The 23,890-nt window shown below is 60.0% G+C and carries 23 protein-coding genes; 10 read left to right on the top strand and 13 right to left on the bottom strand.

Translation table 11 applies throughout. The annotated features are described in order from the left end of the window. Positions 1–120: 120 nt before the first annotated feature. Both ACSMDR_RS06550 and ACSMDR_RS06545 read right to left on the bottom strand, forming a co-directional pair. On the bottom strand, positions 121–1,020 hold the full coding sequence (locus ACSMDR_RS06550; protein ID WP_436467681.1) for a chemotaxis protein: 900 nt from the start codon (positions 1,018–1,020) through the stop codon (positions 121–123). A 162-nt stretch (positions 1,021–1,182) separates the two neighbouring features. Further along, a complete protein-coding gene (locus ACSMDR_RS06545; protein ID WP_436467680.1) occupies positions 1,183–1,848 on the bottom strand; it encodes a hypothetical protein in 666 nt (221 codons plus the stop codon). A 39-nt stretch (positions 1,849–1,887) separates the two neighbouring features. Between ACSMDR_RS06545 and ACSMDR_RS06540 the strand changes: the two genes are divergently transcribed. After that, positions 1,888–2,094, top strand: coding sequence for a YheV family putative zinc ribbon protein (locus ACSMDR_RS06540; protein ID WP_005896704.1), 207 nt, complete (start codon positions 1,888–1,890; stop codon positions 2,092–2,094). A gap of 102 nt (positions 2,095–2,196) precedes the next feature. Continuing rightward, the gene (locus tag ACSMDR_RS06535; RefSeq protein WP_436467679.1) at positions 2,197–2,832 is read left to right on the top strand and encodes an FKBP-type peptidyl-prolyl cis-trans isomerase; all 636 of its coding nucleotides are present in this window, start codon (positions 2,197–2,199) and stop codon (positions 2,830–2,832) included. 75 nt (positions 2,833–2,907) lie between these two features. Here the strand turns inward: ACSMDR_RS06535 and ACSMDR_RS06530 are convergent, their stop codons facing one another. After that, positions 2,908–3,123 carry a SlyX family protein gene (locus ACSMDR_RS06530; RefSeq protein WP_005896700.1) on the bottom strand — a complete coding sequence of 72 codons (216 nt, stop codon included), beginning with the start codon at positions 3,121–3,123 and terminating at the stop codon, positions 2,908–2,910. Positions 3,124–3,136: 13 nt separating this feature from the next. Next, complete coding sequence (locus ACSMDR_RS06525) at positions 3,137–4,105, bottom strand: WD40 repeat domain-containing protein (RefSeq protein ID WP_436467678.1); 969 nt, start codon at positions 4,103–4,105, stop codon at positions 3,137–3,139. 119 nt (positions 4,106–4,224) lie between these two features. On the opposite strand from ACSMDR_RS06525, the gene fkpA reads away from it, so the two are divergent. Further along, positions 4,225–5,049, top strand: a complete 825-nt coding sequence (gene fkpA, locus ACSMDR_RS06520) for an FKBP-type peptidyl-prolyl cis-trans isomerase (RefSeq protein WP_040318966.1) — start codon at positions 4,225–4,227, stop codon at positions 5,047–5,049. 151 nt (positions 5,050–5,200) lie between these two features. Then, positions 5,201–6,607: a sigma-54-dependent transcriptional regulator gene (locus ACSMDR_RS06515; RefSeq protein ID WP_436467677.1), complete on the top strand. Its 1,407-nt coding sequence runs from the start codon at positions 5,201–5,203 to the stop codon at positions 6,605–6,607. Between the two features lie 116 nt (positions 6,608–6,723). On the opposite strand, the gene ACSMDR_RS06510 is transcribed toward ACSMDR_RS06515, so the two are convergent. The 3 genes from ACSMDR_RS06510 to ACSMDR_RS06500 form a co-directional block, all read right to left on the bottom strand. Then, entirely contained in the window at positions 6,724–7,587 is an 864-nt protein-coding gene (locus tag ACSMDR_RS06510) for a tetratricopeptide repeat protein (RefSeq protein ID WP_436467676.1), read from the bottom strand. A gap of 147 nt (positions 7,588–7,734) precedes the next feature. Then, on the bottom strand, positions 7,735–8,070 hold the full coding sequence (locus ACSMDR_RS06505) for a hypothetical protein (RefSeq protein ID WP_436467675.1): 336 nt from the start codon (positions 8,068–8,070) through the stop codon (positions 7,735–7,737). Positions 8,071–8,218: 148 nt separating this feature from the next. Beyond that, positions 8,219–8,560 (bottom strand): DUF2956 domain-containing protein, encoded by a 342-nt coding sequence (locus ACSMDR_RS06500; RefSeq protein ID WP_436467674.1) that lies wholly within the window; start codon positions 8,558–8,560, stop codon positions 8,219–8,221. 267 nt (positions 8,561–8,827) lie between these two features. Between ACSMDR_RS06500 and ushA the strand changes: the two genes are divergently transcribed. Next, positions 8,828–10,495 carry a bifunctional UDP-sugar hydrolase/5'-nucleotidase UshA gene (ushA, locus tag ACSMDR_RS06495; RefSeq protein ID WP_436467673.1) on the top strand — a complete coding sequence of 556 codons (1,668 nt, stop codon included), beginning with the start codon at positions 8,828–8,830 and terminating at the stop codon, positions 10,493–10,495. A gap of 83 nt (positions 10,496–10,578) precedes the next feature. Here the strand turns inward: ushA and gltS are convergent, their stop codons facing one another. Next, positions 10,579–11,781: a sodium/glutamate symporter gene (gene gltS, locus ACSMDR_RS06490; protein ID WP_436467672.1), complete on the bottom strand. Its 1,203-nt coding sequence runs from the start codon at positions 11,779–11,781 to the stop codon at positions 10,579–10,581. A 412-nt stretch (positions 11,782–12,193) separates the two neighbouring features. On the opposite strand from gltS, the gene ansA reads away from it, so the two are divergent. Further along, positions 12,194–13,201: an asparaginase gene (ansA, locus tag ACSMDR_RS06485; RefSeq protein ID WP_005900310.1), complete on the top strand. Its 1,008-nt coding sequence runs from the start codon at positions 12,194–12,196 to the stop codon at positions 13,199–13,201. A 109-nt stretch (positions 13,202–13,310) separates the two neighbouring features. On the opposite strand, the gene ACSMDR_RS06480 is transcribed toward ansA, so the two are convergent. Further along, complete coding sequence (locus ACSMDR_RS06480; RefSeq protein WP_436467671.1) at positions 13,311–13,589, bottom strand: YeaC family protein; 279 nt, start codon at positions 13,587–13,589, stop codon at positions 13,311–13,313. Positions 13,590–13,628: 39 nt separating this feature from the next. Next, positions 13,629–15,062, bottom strand: coding sequence for a glyceraldehyde-3-phosphate dehydrogenase (locus ACSMDR_RS06475; RefSeq protein ID WP_005900314.1), 1,434 nt, complete (start codon positions 15,060–15,062; stop codon positions 13,629–13,631). A gap of 213 nt (positions 15,063–15,275) precedes the next feature. Between ACSMDR_RS06475 and ACSMDR_RS06470 the strand changes: the two genes are divergently transcribed. Then, positions 15,276–16,076 (top strand): DUF2989 domain-containing protein, encoded by an 801-nt coding sequence (locus ACSMDR_RS06470; protein ID WP_436467670.1) that lies wholly within the window; start codon positions 15,276–15,278, stop codon positions 16,074–16,076. A 20-nt stretch (positions 16,077–16,096) separates the two neighbouring features. Further along, the gene (locus ACSMDR_RS06465) at positions 16,097–16,651 is read left to right on the top strand and encodes an NUDIX hydrolase (RefSeq protein WP_436467669.1); all 555 of its coding nucleotides are present in this window, start codon (positions 16,097–16,099) and stop codon (positions 16,649–16,651) included. Between the two features lie 106 nt (positions 16,652–16,757). Here ACSMDR_RS06465 and sppA read toward each other — a convergent pair whose 3' ends face one another. Continuing rightward, positions 16,758–18,596 carry a signal peptide peptidase SppA gene (gene sppA / locus ACSMDR_RS06460; RefSeq protein WP_436467668.1) on the bottom strand — a complete coding sequence of 613 codons (1,839 nt, stop codon included), beginning with the start codon at positions 18,594–18,596 and terminating at the stop codon, positions 16,758–16,760. Positions 18,597–19,011: 415 nt separating this feature from the next. On the opposite strand from sppA, the gene ACSMDR_RS06455 reads away from it, so the two are divergent. Both ACSMDR_RS06455 and ACSMDR_RS06450 read left to right on the top strand, forming a co-directional pair. Further along, positions 19,012–21,027, top strand: coding sequence for an oxidoreductase (locus tag ACSMDR_RS06455; protein ID WP_436467667.1), 2,016 nt, complete (start codon positions 19,012–19,014; stop codon positions 21,025–21,027). A 190-nt stretch (positions 21,028–21,217) separates the two neighbouring features. Next, a complete protein-coding gene (locus tag ACSMDR_RS06450) occupies positions 21,218–21,766 on the top strand; it encodes an NAD(P)H nitroreductase (protein ID WP_005900325.1) in 549 nt (182 codons plus the stop codon). Positions 21,767–22,167: 401 nt separating this feature from the next. On the opposite strand, the gene ACSMDR_RS06445 is transcribed toward ACSMDR_RS06450, so the two are convergent. Next, a complete protein-coding gene (locus tag ACSMDR_RS06445; protein WP_436467666.1) occupies positions 22,168–22,719 on the bottom strand; it encodes a sugar O-acetyltransferase in 552 nt (183 codons plus the stop codon). A 224-nt stretch (positions 22,720–22,943) separates the two neighbouring features. After that, positions 22,944–23,822 (bottom strand): 50S ribosomal protein L11 methyltransferase, encoded by an 879-nt coding sequence (prmA, locus tag ACSMDR_RS06440; protein ID WP_005900331.1) that lies wholly within the window; start codon positions 23,820–23,822, stop codon positions 22,944–22,946. Positions 23,823–23,890: the final 68 nt, after the last annotated feature.

Here is a 23,890-nt window from a genome sequence, read left to right as displayed (position 1 = left end):
GCTGGCGTCAATCCAATATGAGGGCGCGTGTGGCTCGATTGTTGTGATACGTGCTGCTGCGTAGCCATGATCATCGGCTCAGCTCCTCCTTGGGTGAAGGTGGTCAGCACAACAGCTCAGTTAGCTTACCAGACTGTCATGGTGCTCGGCACCGCGTAGCATGGCCTGGATCAGCTCATTGGCCTCGAACTTGGTGAGAGCCTCATGGGCACCGACCTGATGAGCGCGCTCGACGCTGATCTCACTCGACAGTGACGTGTGCAATATGATGTAGGCACCGGCCAACTGCGCATCGCTCTGGGCTTCGAACGCCAGCTCGTAACCATCCAGCCCCGGCATCTCGATGTCACTGACCAGTATGTCGATGGGCATCCCCTTGCTGGCCCTGTCCTGCATCAGCGCCAGGGCATCTTTGCCGTTGGTGCAGACATCGTAGGGAATGTTGATGTAGTCGAGGGCCGCGGTCAGTTGCTTGCGAGCCACAGAGGAGTCATCGACCAGCAGGATGCGCATCGGCTTGATGCGCTCCCGCTGCACATCGGTCAGCACAGGATAGAGATGGCTGGGATCGTCCGGGTAGACCCGCGACAGGATCAACTCCACGTCCAGTAGCTGGATCAACTGATCATTGACCCGGGTCACCCCGGTGACGAATACATTGCTGCCAAGGGCCGGGGGCGGCGACTCGATATCGCGCCAGTTGCATTCGGTTATCTTGTCGATGCCACGCACCAGAAAACCGACCAGGGTCCGGCGGCAGTCGGTAATGATGATGAAGCAGTTTGCCATCTCCTCTTCGCTGATCCGCCGATACCCCACCGCCATGGCCATGTCGATGACGGGAATAGTGGTGCCACGCATGTTGGCGGCGCCAAGCACGGTCGGATGGGAGTGGGGCAGGGCGGTCAATCGGGTATAGGGCACTATCTCCTTCACCTTGAGGGTGCCGATGGCAAATGACTGGCGAGCGGCGAGGTGAAACAGCAACATTCCCTGAGATTGGTTGGCCTTGCTTTTCATGGCAAAAATCCTGTGTTCGAGAGAAGAGGGGCTAAGCGAGCAGCGTTGATGCACTGGCATGCGTAGGTTCTGTTCTGTTAGCGACCGCCAAGGGGAAATCTGTAATCCTCCCTGGCGGTGAGTGTCTGCATTGGACCTGGCATCCGAGATGTTGGCGCCGGATTAGCGGCCTGCGGCCTCGGCCAGGGGGCAGCCAAGCCACTGTTGGCAGGCTTGCTCCAGCTCCCCCTCTTTATAGTGGAGCTTGGCCTCGAGGGCCGTTTGTTTGCTTCCCCCCTTGAGCAGGCGCAGCGCTTGCACCAGACGCCATTGACTGGCGAGTGCAGCACCATCAAGCCACTGCCCCCCGATGCTGTTCCAGCTGGCCTGCGCCTCTTCTTTGCCACTGGCCAGATCCTGCCAGGCCTGTTGCAAGGCGCCATGAGCCTGAGGGATAAGTGGACTGTGCTGTAGCTCATCGTGAATCACCCGCAGCCGCTCGCCATAGGAACCTTGCCAATCACGGGGGCGATCCCAGTGGTGCAGAGAGGCCAGCAAGGCGTCGAGCAGAGGGGAAGGTGTCAGCCAGCCAGACTGGCCTGATTGGGACAGGCGCATGGAACAGCTTAACAAGGCGTACTCGCAGCCCGCCAGAGGCGTAAACGCGGCCAGCGCTTCGGCGGGCAGCCAGAAGCTGCTACCTGCGGGGATCAGTAGCTCATGTTGACCAAGGCGCAGCAGAGCCACGCCTTTGATCAGGTGCAGCAACTGGCCCATGGGGGCGCGCTTGCGGGCTCCGACCTGCAGGTAGCGGGGAGAAAAATGCTGGCATTCGAGGGCGTGATGCATGGGAAAATCCTGATATGATGCTGCCTGGAGGTAACAAAAATGGAAACCAGACGTAAAAAACGCTTCATTGCCGGGGCCAAATGCCCGGCGTGCGGCAAAATTGACACCATGATGCTGTATATGGAGCATGGAGTCGAGAAGGTGACCTGTGTCGAGTGCGGTGATACCCAGGTGCAGACTCAGGAAGCGGTGACCGAGGCGGGCCGTCAGGCGGAGCAGGTCATAGGGGTATTCCGTCCTGAATAAGGGCGGGGGCTCCTGAGCCCTCTGTGGCGCTCGCCATATGCTTGCCCTGCTTTTTAGGGTATTCTGGGGCGGTTTTTTCTCTCTATTCGCAGGATCACTGACATGAAAGTAGCTCCCCTGAGCGTAGTCACGCTGGAATACACGGTCACCGACGAACACGGTGAAGTCATCGACACCACAGTCGGCAAAGAGCCGCTGATCTATCTGCACGGCACTCGTTACCTGGTCTCCGGCCTCGAAGCCGAGCTGGAAGGTCGCAGTGTGGGCGATGCCTTCGAAGTGACCCTGGCCCCGGCCCAGGCTTACGGTGAATTTGACGAGACCCTGGTACAAGAAGTGCCGGGCGAGCTGTTTGATGGCATGGAAGTGTCCGAAGGGGATACTTTTGTGGCAGAGACTGACGATGGTCACCGTCCCGTGACCGTGGTGGAGGTTTCCGAGACCTTCGTCAAGGTAGATGGCAACCATCCCCTGGCCGGTGTGACCCTGGCCTTCAAGGTGGAAGTGAAGGACGTGCGCGCCGCCACCGCCGAAGAGCTGGCTCACGGCCACGTACACGGTGCCGGTGGCTGCGGCCATGACCACGGCCATGATCACGACCACGGCCACGACCATGATCACGACCATGGCGGTGGTTGCTGTGGCGGTGGCCATCATGCTCACAGCCATGATGAAGCCGAAGAGAAGAGCGGTTGCTGCGGTGGCGGCAGCTGCGGCAGCAAGGATCACCAACACTGATCCCCGGCCTTCTTCCATAAAAAAACCCGCGCCAGGCGCGGGTTTTTTTATGGGCGACACATTATCTGCGACGACTCAGTAATGGGGAGGGGGGGTCTCTTCCGCCATGCTGGCGATCTGGCTCGGCTCTACACCCTGCAGCTTGTCGATCAGTAACTGGATCTGATGCTTGAGCCTGTCGAGTTCGCGGCCCTGGGTAGTCACCTCGTCATTGAGCTGCTCTATGGTGTACTCGGCATAGGCGAGACGGGTTTCCAGGAGTTCGATGCGTTCGCGTTCTTGCTGGCTCATGGGCCTTGGGTCCTCACTTGATGGTCCAGATTTCTGCCAGGCCGCTGGAGCTGGCGCTGACGAGGTGGCTATTGTCGCGCAAAGCGGCGGCGTACACCACAGCGCTCGGTGGCTTGACCCCGGGACGAGGTGCTACCTCCCAGTTTGCCAGCGCCTTGCCATCTTTCACCTGCCACAGAGTCAGCTTGCGCGAAGGGGCCCCCGTGACTAGCCATTGGCCCTGATTGACGAAGCGGGCGCTGGTGTACACCTCGAAGCGGGCCTGCTTGTCGAGTCGGCTCAACTCCTTGCCGCTGACCAGATCCCAGATGCGGCCGCTGCGACTGTCGGCGGTGAAGGCATAGCGGCCGGACTCATCGAGACGCACCATCACCACTCGCCCTTCATGGTTGAAGCGGTGCAGCACTTGGCCGCTTTGGGTATCCCACAGATAGGCGCTGTAGTCATTGCCACCGGTCAGGGCATAGCGGCCATTGGGGGAGAGATCCACGCTGTTGACCTGCTCGGTATGGCCGAGAAACTGCAAGCGCCGGCCGGAGCGGGTATCTATCCATTCCGCTTTGCCATCTTCACGCCCGACCAGCACTGCCCGACCATCGCTCGAGATGGCGATGTCGCGCAGTTTGGATTCGGGCAGGGAGTAGTAGCCTTCTGCCTGACCATTATCCAGTCGCCAGATGGCAAAGGTATCCAGGCTTGCTATCACGGCATGGCTGTCGCCCGGTCCGAAACGAGTGATGAACACCTGCTCCTTGGGGTCGTCGGAGAGGCGCCAGCGCCATAGCTGTTTGTTCTGTTCCAGATCCCAGACGAGGGTGCCCTGTTCGATGCTGGTGACCAGGGCCAGCTTGCCATCAGTGCTCAAATCTGCGCTCACGGCTCCGACGCTGGAGAGGGGGATTTGGCGGTCGGAAGGAGGCTCCGAATGACAGCCAGTCAGTATCAGACAAATACCGATAAGATAAATGGCACTTTTTATCATTTTTCCTGTCTCATGCTTTCGTTACCTGCGATCACGGCGTTAGTATAAGGCGCTTATCACGATAAACCTCTCATTTCACGAAGGAACCGAGAGCGGTATTTAGAGTTTTGGAGAAACTGATGAACAATTTTCTGAAGGTGTCCCTGTTGGCCGCGGCCGTTGCCGTAGGTCTGACTGCTTGCCAAAAAGATGAAGCCCCTGCCGCCAAGAATGCAGAGGTAAAGGCAGAAGCCAGCAAGCCGGCAGAGGCCCCTAAGGCTGATGCCAAGAGCTTCGAAGAACAGTCTGGTTATGCTATTGGCCTCTCCATGGGTCGTTATATCGCCAATACCCTCGAGCGCCAGCAAGAACTCGGTATCAAGCTGGATAACGCCGTTATTCTCAAAGGGGTAACCGACGGCCTGGACAAGAAGGCAGACATGAAGGATGAAGAGATCCAGAAAGTGCTGCAGGCTTATGATGCCAAGATCAACGAACTGACCAAGTCCAAGGCTGATCAGGATGCGCAGGACAACCTGAAAAAGGGTGAAGAGTTCCTGGCGACCAACCTGAAAAAAGAGGGCATCAAGAGCACCGAATCCGGCCTGCAGTATCAGGTCGAGAAGATGGGTGATGGCGCCAAACCCAAAGCCACCGATGTGGTCAAGGTTCACTACACCGGCACCCTGATTGACGGCACCAAGTTCGACAGCTCCGTCGATCGCGGTGAGCCGGCAACCTTCCCGCTCAATCAGGTTATCCCGGGCTGGACCGAAGGCGTGCAACTGATGCCGGTTGGCTCCAAGTTCAAATTCTTCCTGCCTTCCAAGCTGGCCTATGGTGAGCACGGCGCAGGCTCCATCCCGGCGAATGCCGTACTGGAGTTTGATGTTGAGCTGCTCGCCATCGAGAAGCCGGCCGCCGAAGGCGATGCCGCCAAAGCGGACGCCGCTGCCAAGCAGTAAGGCGACTCTGTGATAAAAAACGGCTCCCTCGGGAGCCGTTTTTACTGGTGCCAACCCCCTTTTGGGGGAAGAAAGAAACCATCGCAGGCTTGAGTCCGTGGCGATAGCCCATCAAAATAGACAAGCAAATCAATTGCAAGGATGAGTCACTGTGGCGGAAAACAAACCTCGAGTGCTGTTGGTGGAAGACACCCGCAGTCTGGCTGTGGTCTACGAGCAGTACCTGCGGCAGGAGGGCTATGAGGTCACGTCGGCCGACTGTGGCCTGCGTGCCATCGAGTTGCTGCTGACTCAGCCGCCGACGGTGGTGTTGCTCGATCTCGAGCTGCCGGACATGTCGGGAATGGACATATTACAGCAGATCACCGAGCAGCAGTTGCCCAGCGCCGTGGTGGTGATCACCGCCCATGGCTCGGTGGATGTGGCGGTGGAGGCGATGCGTCTGGGGGCCTTTGACTTCCTGACCAAGCCGTTCGATGGCAAACGGTTGTGCGCCACGGTGCGCAATGCCGTCAATCATCAGCAACTCAGCTCCCTGGTGGCCCAATACCGGGAGAACTTCGAGCGCAGCTCCTTCGCCGGTTTCATCGGCTCCTCCATGCCGATGCAGGCCGTATATCGCATCATAGAGAGCGCGGCGCCAAGCAAGGCGACCGTCTTCATCACGGGGGAGAGCGGCACCGGCAAGGAGGTGTGCGCCGAAGCCATTCATCAGTGCAGTCCGCGTCGGGATCAGCCCTTCATTGCACTCAACTGCGCCGCCATTCCCCATGATCTGATGGAGAGCGAGATCTTCGGCCACGTGAAGGGCTCCTTCACCGGCGCGCAGGGGGATCGCAAGGGGGCGGCCAGCCTGGCCGATGGTGGCACCCTGTTTCTGGATGAGGTCTGCGAGATGGATCTCGACTTGCAGAGCAAGCTGCTGCGTTTCATTCAGACCGGCACCTTGCAGCGGGTCGGCAGCGGCAAGCTGGAGACGGTGGATGTGCGCTTCGTCTGCGCCACCAACCGGGATCCTCTGACCGAGGTGAAGGCGGGGCGTTTTCGTGAGGATCTCTACTACCGGCTGCACGTGATCCCCCTCACTCTTCCCCCCTTGCGCGAGCGCGGCGAAGACATACTGTTGCTGGCCCGTAATCTGCTCCAGAGCTATGCCAAGGAGGAGAACAAACGCTTCAAGGAGTTCGATGCAGGCGCCGTGCGGGTGCTGCTCGATTACCCTTGGCCCGGCAACGTACGCGAGCTGCAAAACGTGGTGCGCAACATCGTCGTGCTCAACGACTGCGACGTAGTGAGCCCGGATATTCTGCCGCCTCCGCTCAACGGCAGCCACGCCAGCCTGCTGGCGGCGACCCCCGCATCGGCTACGACCGACAGTGCGGCCGCGGTGGCGGAAAATGCCCCGATCCGCCCGCTCTGGCAGGTGGAAAAGGAGACCATAGAGCGGGCCATCGCCAGCTGCGACGGCAACATCCCCAAGGCGGCAGCCCTGCTTGAAATCAGCCCCTCCACCATCTATCGCAAGAAGCAGAGCTGGGAAGAGGCGGCTCTCGGCTGAGCCTGGGGAAGATGAGATGACCAAAGAACCCGGCCATCAGCCAGATCAACACCTGATGCCAGGTTGCACCGGGGCTGGCCTATGGGGGATTGACCGGCGCCGGACCAGGTCATGACTCAGAGCCGGGCCAGTTGTTTGAGTCTGGCCAACCGCTCTCCCTCGTTGATCCGGCACCAGGCATCCTGAGAGAGCAGGAACCAGGCGCGGGCGAAAGGCTCGGCAGCCAGCGTCTCATCGATGACCAGATAGTTCTCCCCCAGCTCCTCATAGAGATAACCATCCTCTTGCTCCCCCGCATCTTGCATCTCGGTCTGCAAGGCCAGCAGGGCGTTCAATGCCTCTTGGTGCTGGCCCTGGGCACGCTGGATGCGCGCCAGGCTCCAGCGAGCGATGAATGTCTTGCCCTGATGACCCTGAGCCTGATGCCAGGCGAGACACTTTTGCTGGCAGATCAGGGCCTGGTCGAAGCGACCCTGCTCGAACAGAGTCCAGCCCTGATTGTTGTAGAGGCTGGCCAGCCAGCCCCGAGCCAGGGGATCCGGGCTGCGCTCTGCCAGGGTGATGGCGAGCTCATGCCAGCGACTCTGCTCAGGCAGGGGAGCGACGATGGCGACCATGTGGGCGGCATCGATGGCGAGGTAATCCTCGTTCAGGGCGAGAGCCAACTGCCAGGCCTGTTCGAACAGCGGACGGGCGGCCTCCTTGTCGGCTGCGCTGTTGAAACAGCGTCCCCGTTCGAGCAGCCACCTGAGCCTGGCCCGTTCCGTGTGGGCGGTGAGGCGGGGTGTCATGGCATCGAGCAACTGATGAGCCTCATCGAACTGGTGGCGCAGGGTGTGGGTACGTGCCAGCTGGGTAATCAGCTCGAGTTCGAGGGGGAGATCGCCGCTGGCGACCGCCTCGGCGAGTTGAGTTTGAAAGCGCGTGGCGCTGGTGACGGGATCCTGATAATCCCAGAGGGTCATGAAGTCGATCTGCATCTGGCCTCCGTGCCATTCGTCCTGATGACACCATGCCTCTTGACCACTCTTCATACAAGAGGGCCCCGTCACAGCCTGATCATGTGCAGACAGACTGGCGGGGCTCCAGCAACAGGGCCTGTAGCCCCGCTCCTTTTACCGGCTAGATCAGTAGACCATGGCCAGACTCATCATCATCAACCCCAGGGCCGCGAAGGCACCCTCCTTGATGGCCAGACGCGGCACCAGCGCTTTGGGCAGAGCAGGGAACAGGCACAGGGCAAAGCCCAGCCCCGGCATCAGCCAATGGAAACCCGGACTGCGCATGGATGGGTTGGCGGCCGAGTTGATGACGATAAGCAGGATGAACAGGGTGAAAGCGGGCAGGATGAACCAGCGGGCGCTGCCCGACGCCACGGCGCGCAGCGGCGAGATACGATAGAACACCAGGGTGACGATAAAGAGCACCAAAGGGGCGAGCAGGTATAAAGAGGCCGGATTCATGATGCTGTCCTGTGAATGGCGAATTAAGTGACATGGGCTGGGGGGCGGATTTAACCAGTGTGCCGTCCCCTTGACCAGTCTGACGGATCCGCCCTGTGAGGGAGATCCCAGGCAAAGGTTTGCGAATGGGCACGCAGTTGCAGCCCGATTAGCTGCGACTCAGCCAGTACCAGGCGGCAAAGCCTATCCAGCTTAGGGCCAGCAGCAGCCAGGGCAGGGGGTGTTGACGGCTCACCTCGACCAACTCGATGGCGGACTCTTCTTCTGGCTGATGCGGCGTTGGCGCGCTGCAGCGACTCTGCTGCTTCTTCTGACGACTGGCCTCACGGGCGCGAGCCTTCATCTGCTTCTTGTACTCTTCAATTCCTTTTTGAATGCCCATGGCGATGAGCTGAGTCTGCTCCTTGGTCTGGCCAGGCTTTTGATTGGCGCGAGCCACACTCAAGGCAGCCTGCTGGGTCTCAGGGGAAATCTTGTCGTACTTGGCCATCTAGATGCTCCATGTGGGCGAGGGCACATTATTGCACAGCCACTCCGTTGGCGGCAGAGGCGTTGACCCTCTTCATCCCAGGGAGTTGGCCTTCGCCGAAAGAAAAACGTTTGCCTATCTCATTGAGACAATTGGAAATAAGCCGTGATCACACTTATGTCATTTTTTCCGGGCAGGATGCCGATTGAATATCAATCGTTGATATATTGCCCCTGACCAAGATCGGAATGGTCAGACTAAAAACTAACAAAATCAAGGTGTGAAGGAATGAAGCATAATTTGATCAAGGGTACTTTGGCACTGGCCGTGCTAGCCGCTCTGGCAGGCTGCAATAGTTCGAAAAATGAGAGCAAGCCCTGCGTCGAGGATGTGTGCAAGCTGACCGTGCTGCATACCAACGATACCCATGGCCGCTTCTGGCACAACGAAGATGGCGAATATGGCATGGCGGCCCAGAAGACCTTGGTCGATCGGCTGAGAGCCGAGGCCAAGGCCGCCAACAGCGAGGTGCTGGTGCTCTCGGGTGGTGATGTCAACACCGGGGTGCCCGAATCGGATCTGCAAAATGCCGAACCCGATTTCATCGCCATGAACCACATCGGCTATGACGCCATGGCGGTTGGCAACCACGAATTCGACAATCCCCTGGATATCCTCGAGCTGCAGCGCCAGTGGGCCAAGTTCCCCATGGTCTCGGCCAACATCTATGACAAGGATACCGGCAAGCGCTACTTCGACCCCTACAAGATCTTCAAGCTGAAGAACGGTCTGCGGATCGCCGTCATCGGCCTGACCACGGAAGATACCGCCCAGCTGGTCGATCCCAATCATGTGCTCAATCTGGAGTTCCGCGATCCCAAGGTGGAAGTCGAGCAGGTGATCGACGGCATCAAGAAAGCCAACTCGGCGGATGTCATCTTCGCCATCACCCACATGGGCCACTATGCCGATGGTGTCCATGGCAGCAATGCGCCGGGGGATGTCGAGATGGCCCGCCAGCTGCCCGCTGGCAAGCTCGATGCCATCATTGGTGGCCACTCCCAGAATCCGGTCTGCATGGAGCCGGGGGTTGCGAACCAGTACGCCGACTTCAAGCCGGGCGACGATTGCCAGCCGGATCAGCAAAATGGCACCTGGATCATGCAGGCCCACGAGTGGGGCAAGTATGTGGGGCGCGCCCAGTTCGACTACCAGGATGGCAAGTTCACCCTCACCAGCTATGAGCTGATCCCGGTCAACTTGAAAGACGAGGACGGCGCCTTCATTCAGGAGGAGATAGTGCGGGATCCGGCCCTGGAAGGGGTGTTGCAGGTCTATCAGGACAAGGGTTCCCAGGAGCTGGGGGTGGTCATCGCATCCACCGATGGTCTGCTCGATGGGGAGCGCGCCAATGTGCGCAACAGGCAGACCAACCTGGGCCGTCTCATCACCACGGCCACCGCAGAGACCCTGCGCACCGACTTTGGCATAGTCAACTCGGGCGGGGTGCGTGCCTCCATCAAGACCGGCGACATCTCCTATCGCGACGTGCTGACCGTGCATCCGTTCGGCAACACGGTCAACAAGGCGATGATGCCGGGCAGCGAGCTGGTGACCTATCTGGGTCAGGTGGCTACCAAAACCGGCAACACCGGCGGTTATGCCCAGTTTGGCGGCATAGAGATGGCGGTGGATTGCCAGGCCAAGTCGGTCAACATCACCAGCATTGGCGGCAAGCCGTTTGATGCGGGCAACCAGTACAGCTTCACCATTCCGAGCTTCAGCGCCGCCGGGGGCGATGGTTATCCCAAGATAGACACCGTCAATGCCGGTCTGGTCGATGCCGCCGTGCTCAAGGACTACCTGGCCGCCAAACAAGTGATCCATGTCGCCGACTACGCCCCCAAGGGTGAGGTGAGCTACCTCAACTCGGCCTCCAGCGAGTCGTGCAAATAAGCAGGCACCCAGTGCCGGACAACAAAAAACCGCAAGCCTTGGCTTGCGGTTTTTTGTTGGGTGCCAGGCTCCGGGAGGGCGATTCAGGCGAGGAAGGGCAGCGCCATAAACAGCTTGATCACCATGGCGTTGATGATGTCGATGAAGAAGGCCCCGACCATGGGCACTACCAGGAAGGCAAGATGCGAGGGACCAAAGCGCATGGTGACCGCCTGCATGTTGGCAATCGCGGTCGGGGTGGCGCCGAGGCCGAAACCACAGTGACCAGCGGCCAGCACGGCCGCATCATAGTTGCTGCCCATGACCCGGAAGGTGACGAACACGGCATAGAGCGCCATGGCCAGGGTCTGGGCCGCCAGCAGCACGAAAATAGGCAGGGCAAGGCTTGCCAGATCCCAGAGTTTGAGGCTCATCAGTGCCATGGCGAGGAAGAGCGACAGGCTGACGTTGCCAAGCAGGGAGACCTCGCGATCGCTCACCTCGTGCCAGTTGAACAGGGTCAGCAGGTTGCGCAGCAAGACGCCGACGAAGAGCACGCAGACGAACACCGGCAGCTCAAACGCGCTGCCGAGCATGGCGTGGGAGAGCAGCTCGCCGCCCTTGAGGCTGATGGCGATCAGCGCCAGGGTCTCGATCACGCTGAAGGTAGTGATGCGTCGCTCAGTTTCTGGCATCTCGAAGCCTTGGGGCACTTCGTCCAGATTATGTTCCTCGCCCGGCACTTGCACTTTCTTGACCAGATAGCGGGCGACGGGACCGCCAATCAATCCCCCCAGCACCAGGCCGAAGGTGGCACAGGCGATGGCCAGCTCCGCCGCTGATTTGACGCCGTATTTATCGGCAAAAGTCGCGCTCCAGGCCGCCCCTGTCCCATGTCCACCGGACAGGGTGATGGAGCCGGCCAGCAGTCCCATGTGGGGATCCAATCCCATCAGGCTGGCCAGTGCGACCCCCAGGCCGTTTTGCATCAAGAGCAAACCGGTTACCACACCGAGGAAGGTGAAGACGGCGCGTCCGCCGCGCTTGAGGCTGGCGAGATCGGCGGAGAGACCGATGGAGGCGAAAAAGGCCAGCATCAAGGGCGTTTGCAGGCTGGTGTCGAACTTGATTTCGACCCCGGCAGTGAGGCGCAGGGTCAGCAGCACCAAGGCAACCAGCAGGCCGCCAGCGACCGGCTTGGGGATGTTGAAGGTGCGCAGCCGTTCGACCCGGTTAACCAGCAGACGCCCGAGCAGGAGGACCAAGGTGGCGGCAACTAACGTGGCATAAGCATCGAGTTGTAACATTGAGTACTCCCATGGTGATTGGCTGTGTCCCCGTTTGCGAAGACGCGCAGATTCAGCCGGGATTGAAACAGTGTGGCGCAAGGGCATGGATAAGAACCATACGAATATGACGCCATGAAAATGAGGGGCAAATATGCCCGGCCTGGCTGTGATATGCCTGGCCTGTCGGGCCCAGTAGGGTGGGAGCCGCGGATGTGGACTTTGCTATAACGGCGGCGATATTAGCAAAAAGTACTGATAACATCCAAATTTCTTAGAAATGAAACCTGTCAATTACCTTTTTTTGACATTTATATCTAATTTGCGATGGTGTCATTTCGGTGACTTGGCCTTGATTTCCAACGGTTCGGGCTGTCATTGTCGTCGGTAAACTCTATAATTCGGCGGTTTCCAGCCCAGATGAGGAGAGGGTGTGAAGAAGTCCATCTATATAGCCTATACAGGCGGTACCATAGGGATGCAGCGTTCCGACCACGGCTATGTGCCGATGGCGGGCTTCATGGAAGATTGTCTGGCGCGGATGCCCGAGTTTCACCGGCCCGAGATGCCGGATTACCATATTCACGAATACGCGCCCCTCATCGACTCCTCCGATATGACCCCGGCGGATTGGCAACGTATCGCCGAAGACATTCGTGACAACTACGAAAAATACGATGGTTTCGTGATCCTGCATGGTACAGATACCATGTCGTTCACTGCCTCGGCGCTCTCGTTCATGCTGGAGGACTTGCACAAGCCGGTGATCATCACAGGCTCCCAGATCCCCCTCGCCGAGCTGCGCTCGGACGGTCAGCAGAACCTGCTCAATGCGCTTTATATTGCCGCCAACTACCCGATCCACGAGGTGACGCTGTTTTTCAACAATCAGCTCTATCGCGGCAACCGCAGCAAGAAGGTTCATGCGGATGGCTTCCACGCCTTCGACTCCCCCAACTATCCGCCCCTGCTCAATGCAGGTATTGCCATCTCCCTGGATGCGGGTGAGCTTGGCAGACCTTGCCAGGCACCGCTGGTGCTCCATGACATCACCCCCCAGCCCATCGGCGTGGTGACCCTCTATCCGGGGATCTCGAGCGAGGTGATCGCCAATATCTTGCAGCAACCGGTACGGGCACTGATCCTGCTGTCGTTTGGGGTAGGCAATGCGCCCCAGAACCCGGCCATGCTGGCGCTGCTCTCCGAGGCCTCGGCCCGGGGGGTCATTATCGTCAACCTGAGCCAGTGCCTGCACGGCAAGGTCAATATGGGCGGCTATGCCACCGGCAATGCCCTCTCCCGGGCCGGGGTCATCTCCGGCTTTGACATGACCGCCGAGGCGGCACTGACCAAGCTGCACTTCCTGCTCAGCCAGGATCTGCCTGCGCCACGCATTCGCGAACTGATGCAGCAATCCTTGCGGGGCGAACTGACTCCCTGAGGGGATGAGCGGATTATCGCAGTCGACCTAATAAAGAGGGGAGCCATAATGGCTCCCCTCTTTTCTGTCATGCTCTCGTGGCGCTGGAGCTTGCCCTCTGGGCCTGCGTTCAGTGATTGAGGTCGACGCGAATGATCTCTTCCTCGTCTCGATATTGACGCTTGAGTTCACTCTTGCTCTTCATCACTATTTCGCCATCGGCCCCGATATTCATGTGTTCCGGGTTGGTGAGGTGCATCGCCTGCCAGGCCATCACGGCCTGGAGCGAGGTGGCTTTCTGCTCCTCGGAGAGAGGCTGGCCGTCCGGCCATTTGCCGAGTTCAACCGCGGTCTTGAGCCGCTCGTATACTTCCTCGGGCATCTGCCCTATGACCTGTTGAAATGACATGCGTCTCTCCTTGAAAACCCAAAATCATGAATACCTGGTTCAGGCGGGCAGATCCTGACGGATCACGCCGGCCATTTTTTCCATCACCCGCACCACCTGGCAGCTGTAACCGAACTCGTTGTCATACCAGACGTAGAGCACGCAGTGATCTTCCTCGGCGATGGTCGCCTGGGAGTCCACTATACCGGCAAAACGGGAACCCACCATGTCGGAGGAGACCAGTTCAGTGCTGGCGCTGAAATCAATCTGGCGGTGGAGGGAGGAACTCAAGGAGGCCTGCTGCAGGTAAGCGTTCAGGCTCTCCCGGTCTGTGCCCTGTTCCAGTGACAAGTTGATGATGGCCAGGGATACGTTGGGGGTCGGCACCCGGATGGCGTTGCCGGTCAGTTTGCCCTTGAGCTCGGGCAGCGCTTTGGCGACCGCTTTGGCGGCGCCGGTGCTGGTCATCACCATATTGAGCACAGCGCTGCGCCCGCGCCGCTCGCCACTGTGGTAGTTGTCGATCAGGTTCTGGTCGTTGGTGTAGGAGTGCACTGTCTCCACATGGCCATGACGAATACCGTATCTGTCCTGCATCACCTTGAGCACCGGGGTGATGGCGTTGGTGGTGCAGGAGGCGGCGGAGACGATGCGGTCATCCGGGCCTATCACCTCGTGGTTGACTCCGAACACCACGTTCTTCATCTCACCCTTGCCGGGCGCGGTCAGCAGCACCTTGGCGGCGCCGCGCGCCTTGAGATGCTCGCTAAGACCAGCCTCATCGCGCCAGACCCCTGTGTTGTCGACGATGAGCGCACGGTCGATGCCGTAGGCGGTATAGTCGATGTCGCTGGGCTGCTTGGCATAGATCACCTGGATGAAGGTGCCGTTGGCGATGATGGCGCTACGTTCCAGATCCACCTCGATGGAGCCGTTGAAGGAGCCGTGCACCGAATCGCGGCGCAGCAGGCTGGCCCGCTTCTCCAGATCGCCCTCACGGCCACCGCGTACGACGATGGCGCGCAAACGCAACGAGTTGGCTGCGCCGGTGCGCTCGATCAGCAGCCGGGCCAGCAGACGGCCGATGCGGCCAAAGCCATAGAGCACCACGTCGGTCGGTGCCGGCAGGGCACCCTGGCCGAGGGCGGGGGCCAGTTTGGCCGCCAGGTAATCGACTATGCCGGTTTCATCGCTGTGATCGCGCCAGTAACCGACCGCCAGCTTGCCCAGATCTATCTCGGCGGCGCTGGGGGCCAGCTCGCACAAGGCACGAAGCAGAGGGAAGCTGTGTTGTATGGCGAGAGGCTGACCTTCGTGGCGGCGAACCACCCGATGGGCTTTGAGGATGTCGATGGTGGAGGCGTTTTGCAGGGGGCGTCCGTAGACGGTGATCTCGATCCCTTGCTGGCGGTAGAGGCGACCTATCAAGGGTTGCATGGCTTCGGCGAGCTCCTGGCTCTCCTGCCACGCTTGCAAATGGTGCTCGTGGGTCATTAACCAGATCCTTTATTTCACGTAACCGTGTTTCACGTTGTTGAAGCAAAAAGAAATTCGTCGAATGCAGATCACTGTAGGGGCGTATAATTCGTTATATTATTCTGCAATCGCGGCCAGCTTTTGGCGCGCGCATTGTAATGGATATGTGAGTGGTTTGCTAGCCGATGGTGGCTAAAGCGGGCTGTCGATGTTATCAACCAGATATGAACCATGACCCATCTTCCACTACGCCGGGCTGCCGTTGGTCTCGCCATGGGGCTCAGCCTCGTTGCCTGTAACGATGATCGCCTCCAGAACATCTGTGCCAGCCATCCTGAGCTCTGTCAGGATCTGGTGGACGATGGCTGGTGCCGCTATGAACGCACCGATGTGATCCGGGCGCGCTTCACCCTCAAGCAGGAGGCGAGCGATCGCCATAAGTTCGAGCTGATGAGCAAGCTGGAAGGCTATCTGCGCTGCATCGAACGTTCGACCCACATAGAGTACAAGTACGCCAAGGAGCGCAAGAGCGACCGGGTCGAGGGCATGCTGGCCGCCGGCGCCGAGCTGGAGCGCCTCGATGGCGAGACCCGCCAATCCCAGGATCCCTATCTGCTTATCTGGCACTGGACCAACAATACCAATGAGCAGGCCCGTCAGCAGTTTCTGGCTCAGGCGGGGACGCCAGCTCTGGAAGAGCCCGCCTTGCAGCTGGCGCTCGGGGGCATCTATGCCAAGACGGATCCCGAACGTGCCATCCAGGTGATGGAGCATGGCCTCTCCCTGTATCGGGAGGGGGATGAGGTTGATAGCCGTCTGCTCACCTCGCTCAGTACTCTCCATATGGGTCAGAAGCATTACCCGGATGCGTATCTGTGGGGCAAGGTCAGTGCGGCCTTTCTGGGGGGGAGCGAGGTCTCGGCCAAGCGCTTCAGTCTCTATCACAGCCTGAGCAAGGCGGAGTTGGCGAGTCTGGATGCCCAGGCTGCCGAATTGGTGCAACAGATCAAGGCGGGGGCTTACCGGCCGTGAGCATGACCCGAAATGAGCCCATGGAAAATTCAATCATGACGGGCTTGCCCCCTTTCTCCCTGCGTCTGATGCACGGGGATTTTCCCCGGCTGGAGCGGCTGCTCGAGCGCGTGACTGTGCGCGCCGTGGTGCTGCGCGGCGACGAGTTGTTGCTGGTTCATTCGAGCGTCAACGGCGACTTCATGTTCCCGGGCGGCGGGGTCGAGGCGGGCGAGAGTCATCAGGATGCCCTGGCTCGCGAGCTGCATGAGGAGTGCGGTGCCGAGCTGCTGGTCACGGGGGGCTTGCTCGGCGAGACCCGGGAGTATCGCAGCGCTCGCGAGCCTGACTATGATGCCTACTGCATCCGCTCCCTCTATTACCTGTGCCGGGTGGGCGAGGACAGGGTCCCGCCAAGGCTGCAGGCCTATGAAGAGCGTCTGGGCTTCAAGGCGGGCTGGCATGCCCTGGAGGAGGCGCTGCACAACAACCAATGGTTGCTCGGAGGCCACTGCCCGCAGTGGACCCATCGCGAGACCCGGGTGCTGGCGCAGTTGTACCGTTGGCACAAGGATGGCGCGCTCCAGGCTCTGTAGTCATGGCCATCTGCACATCTGGTGGGCCTTCGTTCAGTAGCCGGTGCGACGGCCAATAAAAAACCGCCCCAAGAGGCGGTTTTTTATTGGCGATTAGCCATTGGCATCAGCGGCAGACGGGACACCAGGCGTAGGTGCCCTGGGGGTCGTTGAAGCGCACCAGCGGATCGAGCGCCCGGTTGAGGCTGCTGAGACTCTGGCCGAGTGGCGCCGGGATCACCCCCTTGAGGGAGGGGGCCAGGGCCTGGGCGCTGCTGCCGAGCAGCTCACGCAGGAACTTATCCTTGGTGGACTCTTCAGGCTCGATGGGGGTTACCTGCCACTCCTTCAGGTTGGCCAGCTCGGCGGCGGCGGCAATGGCATCGCTCTGATTGCCAAATTCGTCCACCAGGCCCAGCGCCTTGGCATCAAGGCCAGTCCAGACTCGCCCTTCTGCTGCCTTCTCCGCCTCTTCCTGGCTCAGGCCACGGCCCTTGCCGACCAGCCCCAGGAAGCGCTGATAGGTGTTCTCCACATTGAGTTGGATGGCCTGGCCCACGTGTTCCGGCAGGGCGCGGGTCACACCCAGGCCGACGAAGTCGGTGGTGCCGACCCCATCACTGTGGATGCCGAACTGGGAGAGGGCCTGATCGACGGTGGCAAAGAGGCCAAAGACGCCGATGGAGCCGGTGAGGGTGGTGGGGGAAGCGAAGATCTTGTCCGCATCGGCGGAGATCCAGTAGCCCCCGGAGGCGGCATAGCTGCCCATGGAGACCACCACCGGCTTGCCCGCTTGCTTGAGGGACAACAGCTCGGCACGGATCTGCTCGGCGGCGAAGGCGCTGCCCCCCGGGCTGTCGACGCGCAATACCACGGCTTTTATCTGGTCATCGAGGCGGGCGTCAGCCAACAGGCTGGCCAGGCTGTCGCCACCTATGGTACCGGCAGGCTGGATGCCGTCCATGATGGCGCCACTGGCGACAATGAGACCCACCTCATCCTTGCCACTCTGGGGATACTGTTCGGGAATGGCGGCCAGATAATCCTCGAGGCCAATCCCTTTCCAGATGTGATCCTCGGTCTCGCCAACCTCCTTGATCACCGCCTGGTTCATCTCTTCCCGGGTCGCCAGCTCATCGACCAGACCATTGTCCAGGGCATAGCCTGCGGCATTGCCCCCTGCTTTCTTCAGACGCTCGAGGAACTGCTCCTTGCTGGGGGAGACGGCATCGGGCTCGACTTCCCGCTGCTCGGCCACGTCCTGGACATAGGCCTGCCACAGCTGATCCAGCCAGCGCTGGTTCGCCTCCTTGCTCTCCGGGGACATCTCATCCCGGGTGTAGGGCTCGACGAAGGATTTGTAGGTGCCGACCTTGAACACATGGGGAGTGACATTGAGCTTCTCCAGCGCCGACTTGAAGTAGGTCTGGTAGACCCCCAGTCCTTCGAGCAGCACGGCGCCGCTCTGGTTGAGCAGCACATGGTCGGCGTGGGCCGCCAGCAGGTACTGGCCCTGGGTGTAGTAGTCGGCCATGGCGATGACAGGCTTGCCGCTTTGCTTGAAGTCATCGATGGCGGCGGCCACCTCCTGCAGCTTGGAGAGGTTGCCTTGCAGCCCCTGGGGCTTGAGCACCAGAGCCTGAATGCGGTCATCTTCCTTGGCGGAGCGGATGGCCCACAGCAGATCCGATAGCAGGAACTCATGGGGCAAGTCTTCGCTGCTGCCCATCTGTTGCAGCAGCTTCTCGGTTGGACTTGTCTGGGTGAGCTGTTCGACCAGGGTGCCGTCGAGATTCAGGGTCAAGGCCCCTTCGACCGGGGCCTGGGGCGTCTCTTTCTGTCCCAGTACAAAGACCAGGACCAGGACGACAAACAGAAATAGCAGATTGACCAGCATCAGTCGGGTGAAGTTGATCAGGCGCCACAGGCTTCGAAAGATCCAGCCCAGGCCTTTGAAAATAGACATAGTCGCGTTATCGCCCTGTTAATGGGTTAGTGAGGCCATTATTAACCAGTTGCACCGCCGATTGCCATGTTCCATCACCGCAGGATTTAGCGTTACGCCTGTTCGCTGAAAAAACGCCCAAACATTTGTTTGAAAAAGCAATTTCGATTCTTTACTCTACTGCAACTTGATAACAAAAAATTAACCGGAGGCCTTGTGAGCCGCTACCTTGCTCTGCTGACTCCACTTGGCCTGGGTGTTGCCCCGTTCTCTAACCGGGTGCAAAGGATCATTCCATGCACCCTGGCCTCGAAAAGGAGAGCATGATGAGCCGTTATTCTAACCAGCTGGCCCCCCTTGACCTCGGTATTGGCCCGCTGCGTGACTGCATACCTTATATGCTCCCATGCACTCCGGCCTTGAAAGGAAACATAGCATGAGCCGTTATCCTAATCTGTTGGCCCCCCTTGACCTGGGCTTTACCCAGTTGCGCAACCGCGTATTGATGGGCTCCATGCATACCGGTCTGGAAGAGGAGAAAGGGGGCTTCGACAAGTTGGCCGCCTTCTACGCCGAACGGGCCCGTGGCGGTGTGGCCTTGATCGTCACCGGAGGCATAGCGCCCAACCTGCGTGGCCGTTTGGTGCCTCATGGTTCCCAGCTCAGCTTCCCCTGGCAGGTCGGCAAGCATCGCAAGCTGACCGAGGCGGTACATGCTGAGGGGGGCAAGATAGCGCTGCAGATCCTGCATGCGGGCCGCTACGCCTATCATCCGTTTAGCCTGGCGCCGAGTGCCCTAAAAGCACCAATCTCCCCATTCAGGCCACGTGCCATGAGCGAACGGCAGATCCGTGGCACCATTCGTGATTTTGCCAGCACGGCCCAGCTCGCCAAGAGTGCAGGATATGACGGTGTTGAGGTGATGGGCTCGGAAGGTTATCTCATCAATCAGTTCATCTGTGAGCGTACCAACAAGCGTACCGATGACTGGGGGGGAAGCGACGAAAACCGGATGCGCTTCCCACTTTCGATCGTGCGGGCCATTCGCGAACGGGTCGGCAGCGACTTCATCATCATCTTCCGCCTCTCCATGCTGGATCTGGTCGAGCAGGGGTCCACGCTGGAGGAGGTTATCGCCTTAGGGAAAGCGCTGGAAGCGGCCGGGGTCACGCTGATCAACACTGGCATAGGCTGGCATGAGGCGCGTATTCCCACTATTGCAACCAGCGTGCCTCGTGGCGCCTTCAGCTGGGTTACCGCCGAGCTGAAGAAGCACCTCAAGGTGCCGCTGATTGCCACCAACCGCATCAATACCCCACAGGTGGCCGAGGAGATACTGGCAGGAGGCGATGCGGACATGGTCTCCATGGCGCGTCCCTTCCTGGCCGATCCCGAGTTTGTCATCAAGGCCGCCGAAGACAGGGCCGACGAAATCAACACCTGCATCGCCTGCAACCAGGCCTGCCTCGACCATGTGTTCAAACAGAAACGCGCCTCCTGCCTGGTCAACCCCCGTGCCTGTTTCGAGACCGAACTGACCTTTGGCCGGGTACCTCAAGCCAAACGGCTGGCCGTGGTGGGCGCGGGCCCGGCCGGGCTGGCCTTTGCCTGTTACGCCGCCGAGCGCGGTCATCAGGTGAGCCTGTTTGATCAGGGGAGTGAAATCGGCGGGCAGTTCAACTTTGCCAAGCAGATCCCAGGGAAGGAGGAGTTTCACGAGACTCTGCGTTATTTTGCCAAGCGGCTGGAAAAGTGCGGTGTCGAACTCTACCTCGGTCAGCGTCAGAGTGCCGAAAGTCTGCTTGGCGGCGGCTTTGACGAGATTGTCCTCGCCACCGGCATCCGGCCACGCACCCCCAATATTCCGGGGATAGAACACCCCAAGGTATTGAATTACCTCGATGTGCTGCGGGATCACCGACCGGTCGGTGACAAGGTGGCCGTGATAGGCGCCGGCGGCATTGGCTTCGACGTGGCCGAATTCCTGGTGGAGAAGAGGGAAGATCGCAGCCGGGAGCATTGGCTCAAGGAGTGGGGGATAGATCAGAGCCTCGGCGAGCGGGGTGGCTTGATGGCGCCAGAAATTGATGCCCCGGCCCGTCAGATCTGGCTGCTGCAACGCAAGGAGAGCAAGGTGGGAGAGGGCCTTGGCAAGACCACCGGCTGGATCCACAGAACCGTGCTCAAGAATCGCCAGGTCAAGATGCTGGCCGGGGTGGAGTACCTGCGCATCGACGATGAGGGGCTGCATGTCATGATAGCGGGCAAGCAGCAGTGCCTGCCGGTAGACAATGTCATCATCTGCGCGGGGCAGGAGCCATTGCGGGAGCTGCAAGCCGGTTTGCAGGCGGCCGGCAAGCCGGTACACATCATAGGCGGGGCCGATGTGGCGGCCGAGCTGGATGCCAAACGGGCGATCAGGCAAGGAGCCGAGCTGGCTGCGGTGATCTGAGTCCGACCTCTGCGCGAGCCGACTGCCGAGCTGGCTGCGAAGCGAGAGATCGGGCAAGAGACCGAGTCGGCTGGCGTCATCTCGCCGAGTGGCGCCTCTGTATTGCGATAAACCCCTGAGCCCCAGGGGTTTTCTTCATCCGGTGCTGTGCTAAGGTAGCGCCATCACTGCCCCTGACAAGGAATTGCCCATGGATGCCCTCACTCTACTGCTCAATCGCCACTCCTGCGCTCGCCTGACGCTGCCCGCCCCGGGCGGCGAGGCGCTCGACAACATCCTCAAGGCGGGCTTGCGCGCGCCGGATCACGGCACCTTGACCCCTTGGCAGTTTATCCTGTTTGCAGGAGAGGGGCGTGAGCGACTCGGTACCCTGCTCGGCGAGGCTGCCCGGCTGCGAGGTGACGACGATGACAGCATCAGCAAGAGTGAGCAGGCGCCCCTGCGCGCGCCACTGGTGGTGGCCGTCGCGAGCCGTTTTCAGGATCACCCCAAGGTGCCCAGGCTGGAGCAGGAACTCTCCGCCGGTTGTGCCCTGATGGCGATGCAGATGGCGGCACAGGCGCAAGGGTTCAATGGAATCTGGCGCTCCGGCTGGTTTATCTTCGACCAGCACATTCGTCAGGGGCTGGGTCTGGCCGAGCAGGATCAGCTGGTGGGTTTCCTCTACCTGGGCACCCCTCAACTGGAGGCGCGCAAGCTGCGGGAACTGCCCTTGGCAGACTTCGTCCGCCATTTTTGATGACGGCGAGATGAGTCCTTGGTTCATACCATGAGACTTGAATGGAAAGCCCTGATCTATCAGGGCTTTTTTGTGCAGCCGGGAATAATAACCAGAGCAGCGAGTAGAAATAAAGGGGCAGGCCAGGGATTTTTTGTGGCAACAACCCCTTTTTAAAATAGTGAGAGGAGGTTCGCAAAATTAGTCGATTCGACTATGTAAAACGTTTGCGCCCCGCTATCATCCTTGTCGCCAGTTCAGAAGGCTTGCCTTCTGATTTTCTGCGATGAGAGTCGCAATTCCGTAGCACCTTTTTATATAGCCCAACGTCTTCGTGACCTTGGGCTTCATTTTTTGGGGCAACTTCATCTGCTCGGCGGGCAAGATGGGGCAGCTTGCGAGCATCCTGACAGGGATGCGCATTATAGCCTCTGCTTAGGGGGCAGGATGCGGGCAGGGTTGCCCACGACCCGCGCCCCAGCCGGCACATCTTTACTCACCACGGCCCCTGCGCCGACGATGGCCTCCCGGCCTATGGTGATCCCCGGCAGCAGAATGGCCCCGCCGCCTATCCACACCCTGTCTTCGATGGTGACCGGCAGCGCCGTCTCTACCCCGGCCAGGCGCTCATCGGCGTCCAGGGCGTGGGCAGCGGTATAGATCTGAACATTGGGGCCTATCATGACCCCGGCACCGATACGGATCGGTGCATTGTCCAGCAAGGTGGCTCCCATATTGATGAAGGAGCCCAGCCCCAGACTAATATGGCGACCATAACTGCACTGAAATGGCGGGCAGATGAAGGCGCCTTCCGCCAGCTCACCCACCAGGGCTTGGAGCAGGATCCGCTGCTCATCCTCTTCTTCCCGATTGAAACGGCGATAGAGATTCGCCGCCGCCTTGCGCAAGGCATTGAGCTCGGGCGCCATGCAGTCATAGGGCTGGCTGTCGATCATCAGTTGGTAGTCGGTCATGGGAGGTCTCGTCGGTTGGCGTACGGGCAAACGGGTTTGGTGATCGCAAATGTTACCCCCTTGTGGCGAAAAGAAGGGTGAGCGGTGGCTCACTCCTGAGCCCGGGTTTGAAGGGTAATAATCAGGTATCCCCTCCTGGCGCAGGCCAACAGCCAGAAACAACAAGGGCACCAGCGGTGCCCTTGAGCGATGAATGATTTTGCTGCCTTGGACTATTGATCCAGTCAGCCGTGCTTGCGGCCGGAGAGGCGGCACCACTCCTCCTTCACCGCTGTGGTATCCATGTCGAACCACTGGCCGTAGATGGTCTCCAGCTCCGGGGCCTGGCTCTCCAGCACGCCGGAGAGCGCCATCAGGCTGCCGGGCTTGCCGTGGCCGGCGATAAGCGGTGCCAGCTCGCGCAGCGGGCCAGCCAGTATGTTGGCCACCACCACGTCCGCTTCCACCCCTTGCGGCTGATCCGCTGGCAGATAGAGTTCGATCTGGCCGGCGACGCCGTTGCGCATCGCGTTGTCATGGCTGGCCTGGATGGCCTGCGGATCTATGTCGATGCCGATGACGCGGGCGGCGCCGAGCTTGAGGGCCGCGATGCCGAGAATACCGGAGCCACAACCAAAGTCGACCACGGTTTTACCGGTCAGATCCAGCCCGTCCAGCCACTGCAGGCAGAGCGCCGTGGTGGGGTGGGTGCCGGTACCGAAGGCCAGACCCGGATCCAGCATGACGTTGACCGCATCGGGGTTTGGCACATCGCGCCAGCTCGGGCAGATCCAGAGCCGCTCGCCAAACTGCATGGGGTGGAAGTGATCCATCCACTCGCGTACCCAGTCCTTGTCCTCTAACTGCTCGACCTTGTAGCCGACGTCTTCCCCGAAAATCTGCTGGAAGAAGGCGATGGTGGGCGCCGGATCCGTTTCGGCATCGAACAGTCCCATCACTTCGGTCTCTCCCCAGAGCGGCGTCTCGCCGGGCAGCGGCTCGTAGACGGGCACATCCTGGGCATCCATAAAGGTCACCGCCTGGGCTCCACGCCCCAGCAGCATGTTGCTCACCTTGTCCGCGGTTTTAGCGGTGGCGTTGATTCGAATTTGTATCCAGGGCATGGGGTTGACTCTTCATGAATGTGAAACCGCGGGATTCTACCATTTCAGGCCTGCGCTGTCGTGGTTTG

This window comes from Aeromonas molluscorum (assembly GCF_051376105.1).
GTDB lineage: Bacteria > Pseudomonadota > Gammaproteobacteria > Enterobacterales > Aeromonadaceae > Aeromonas > Aeromonas molluscorum.
Note: the sequence above shows the minus strand (reverse complement) of the source record. Positions and strands in the feature narration are given on the sequence as shown.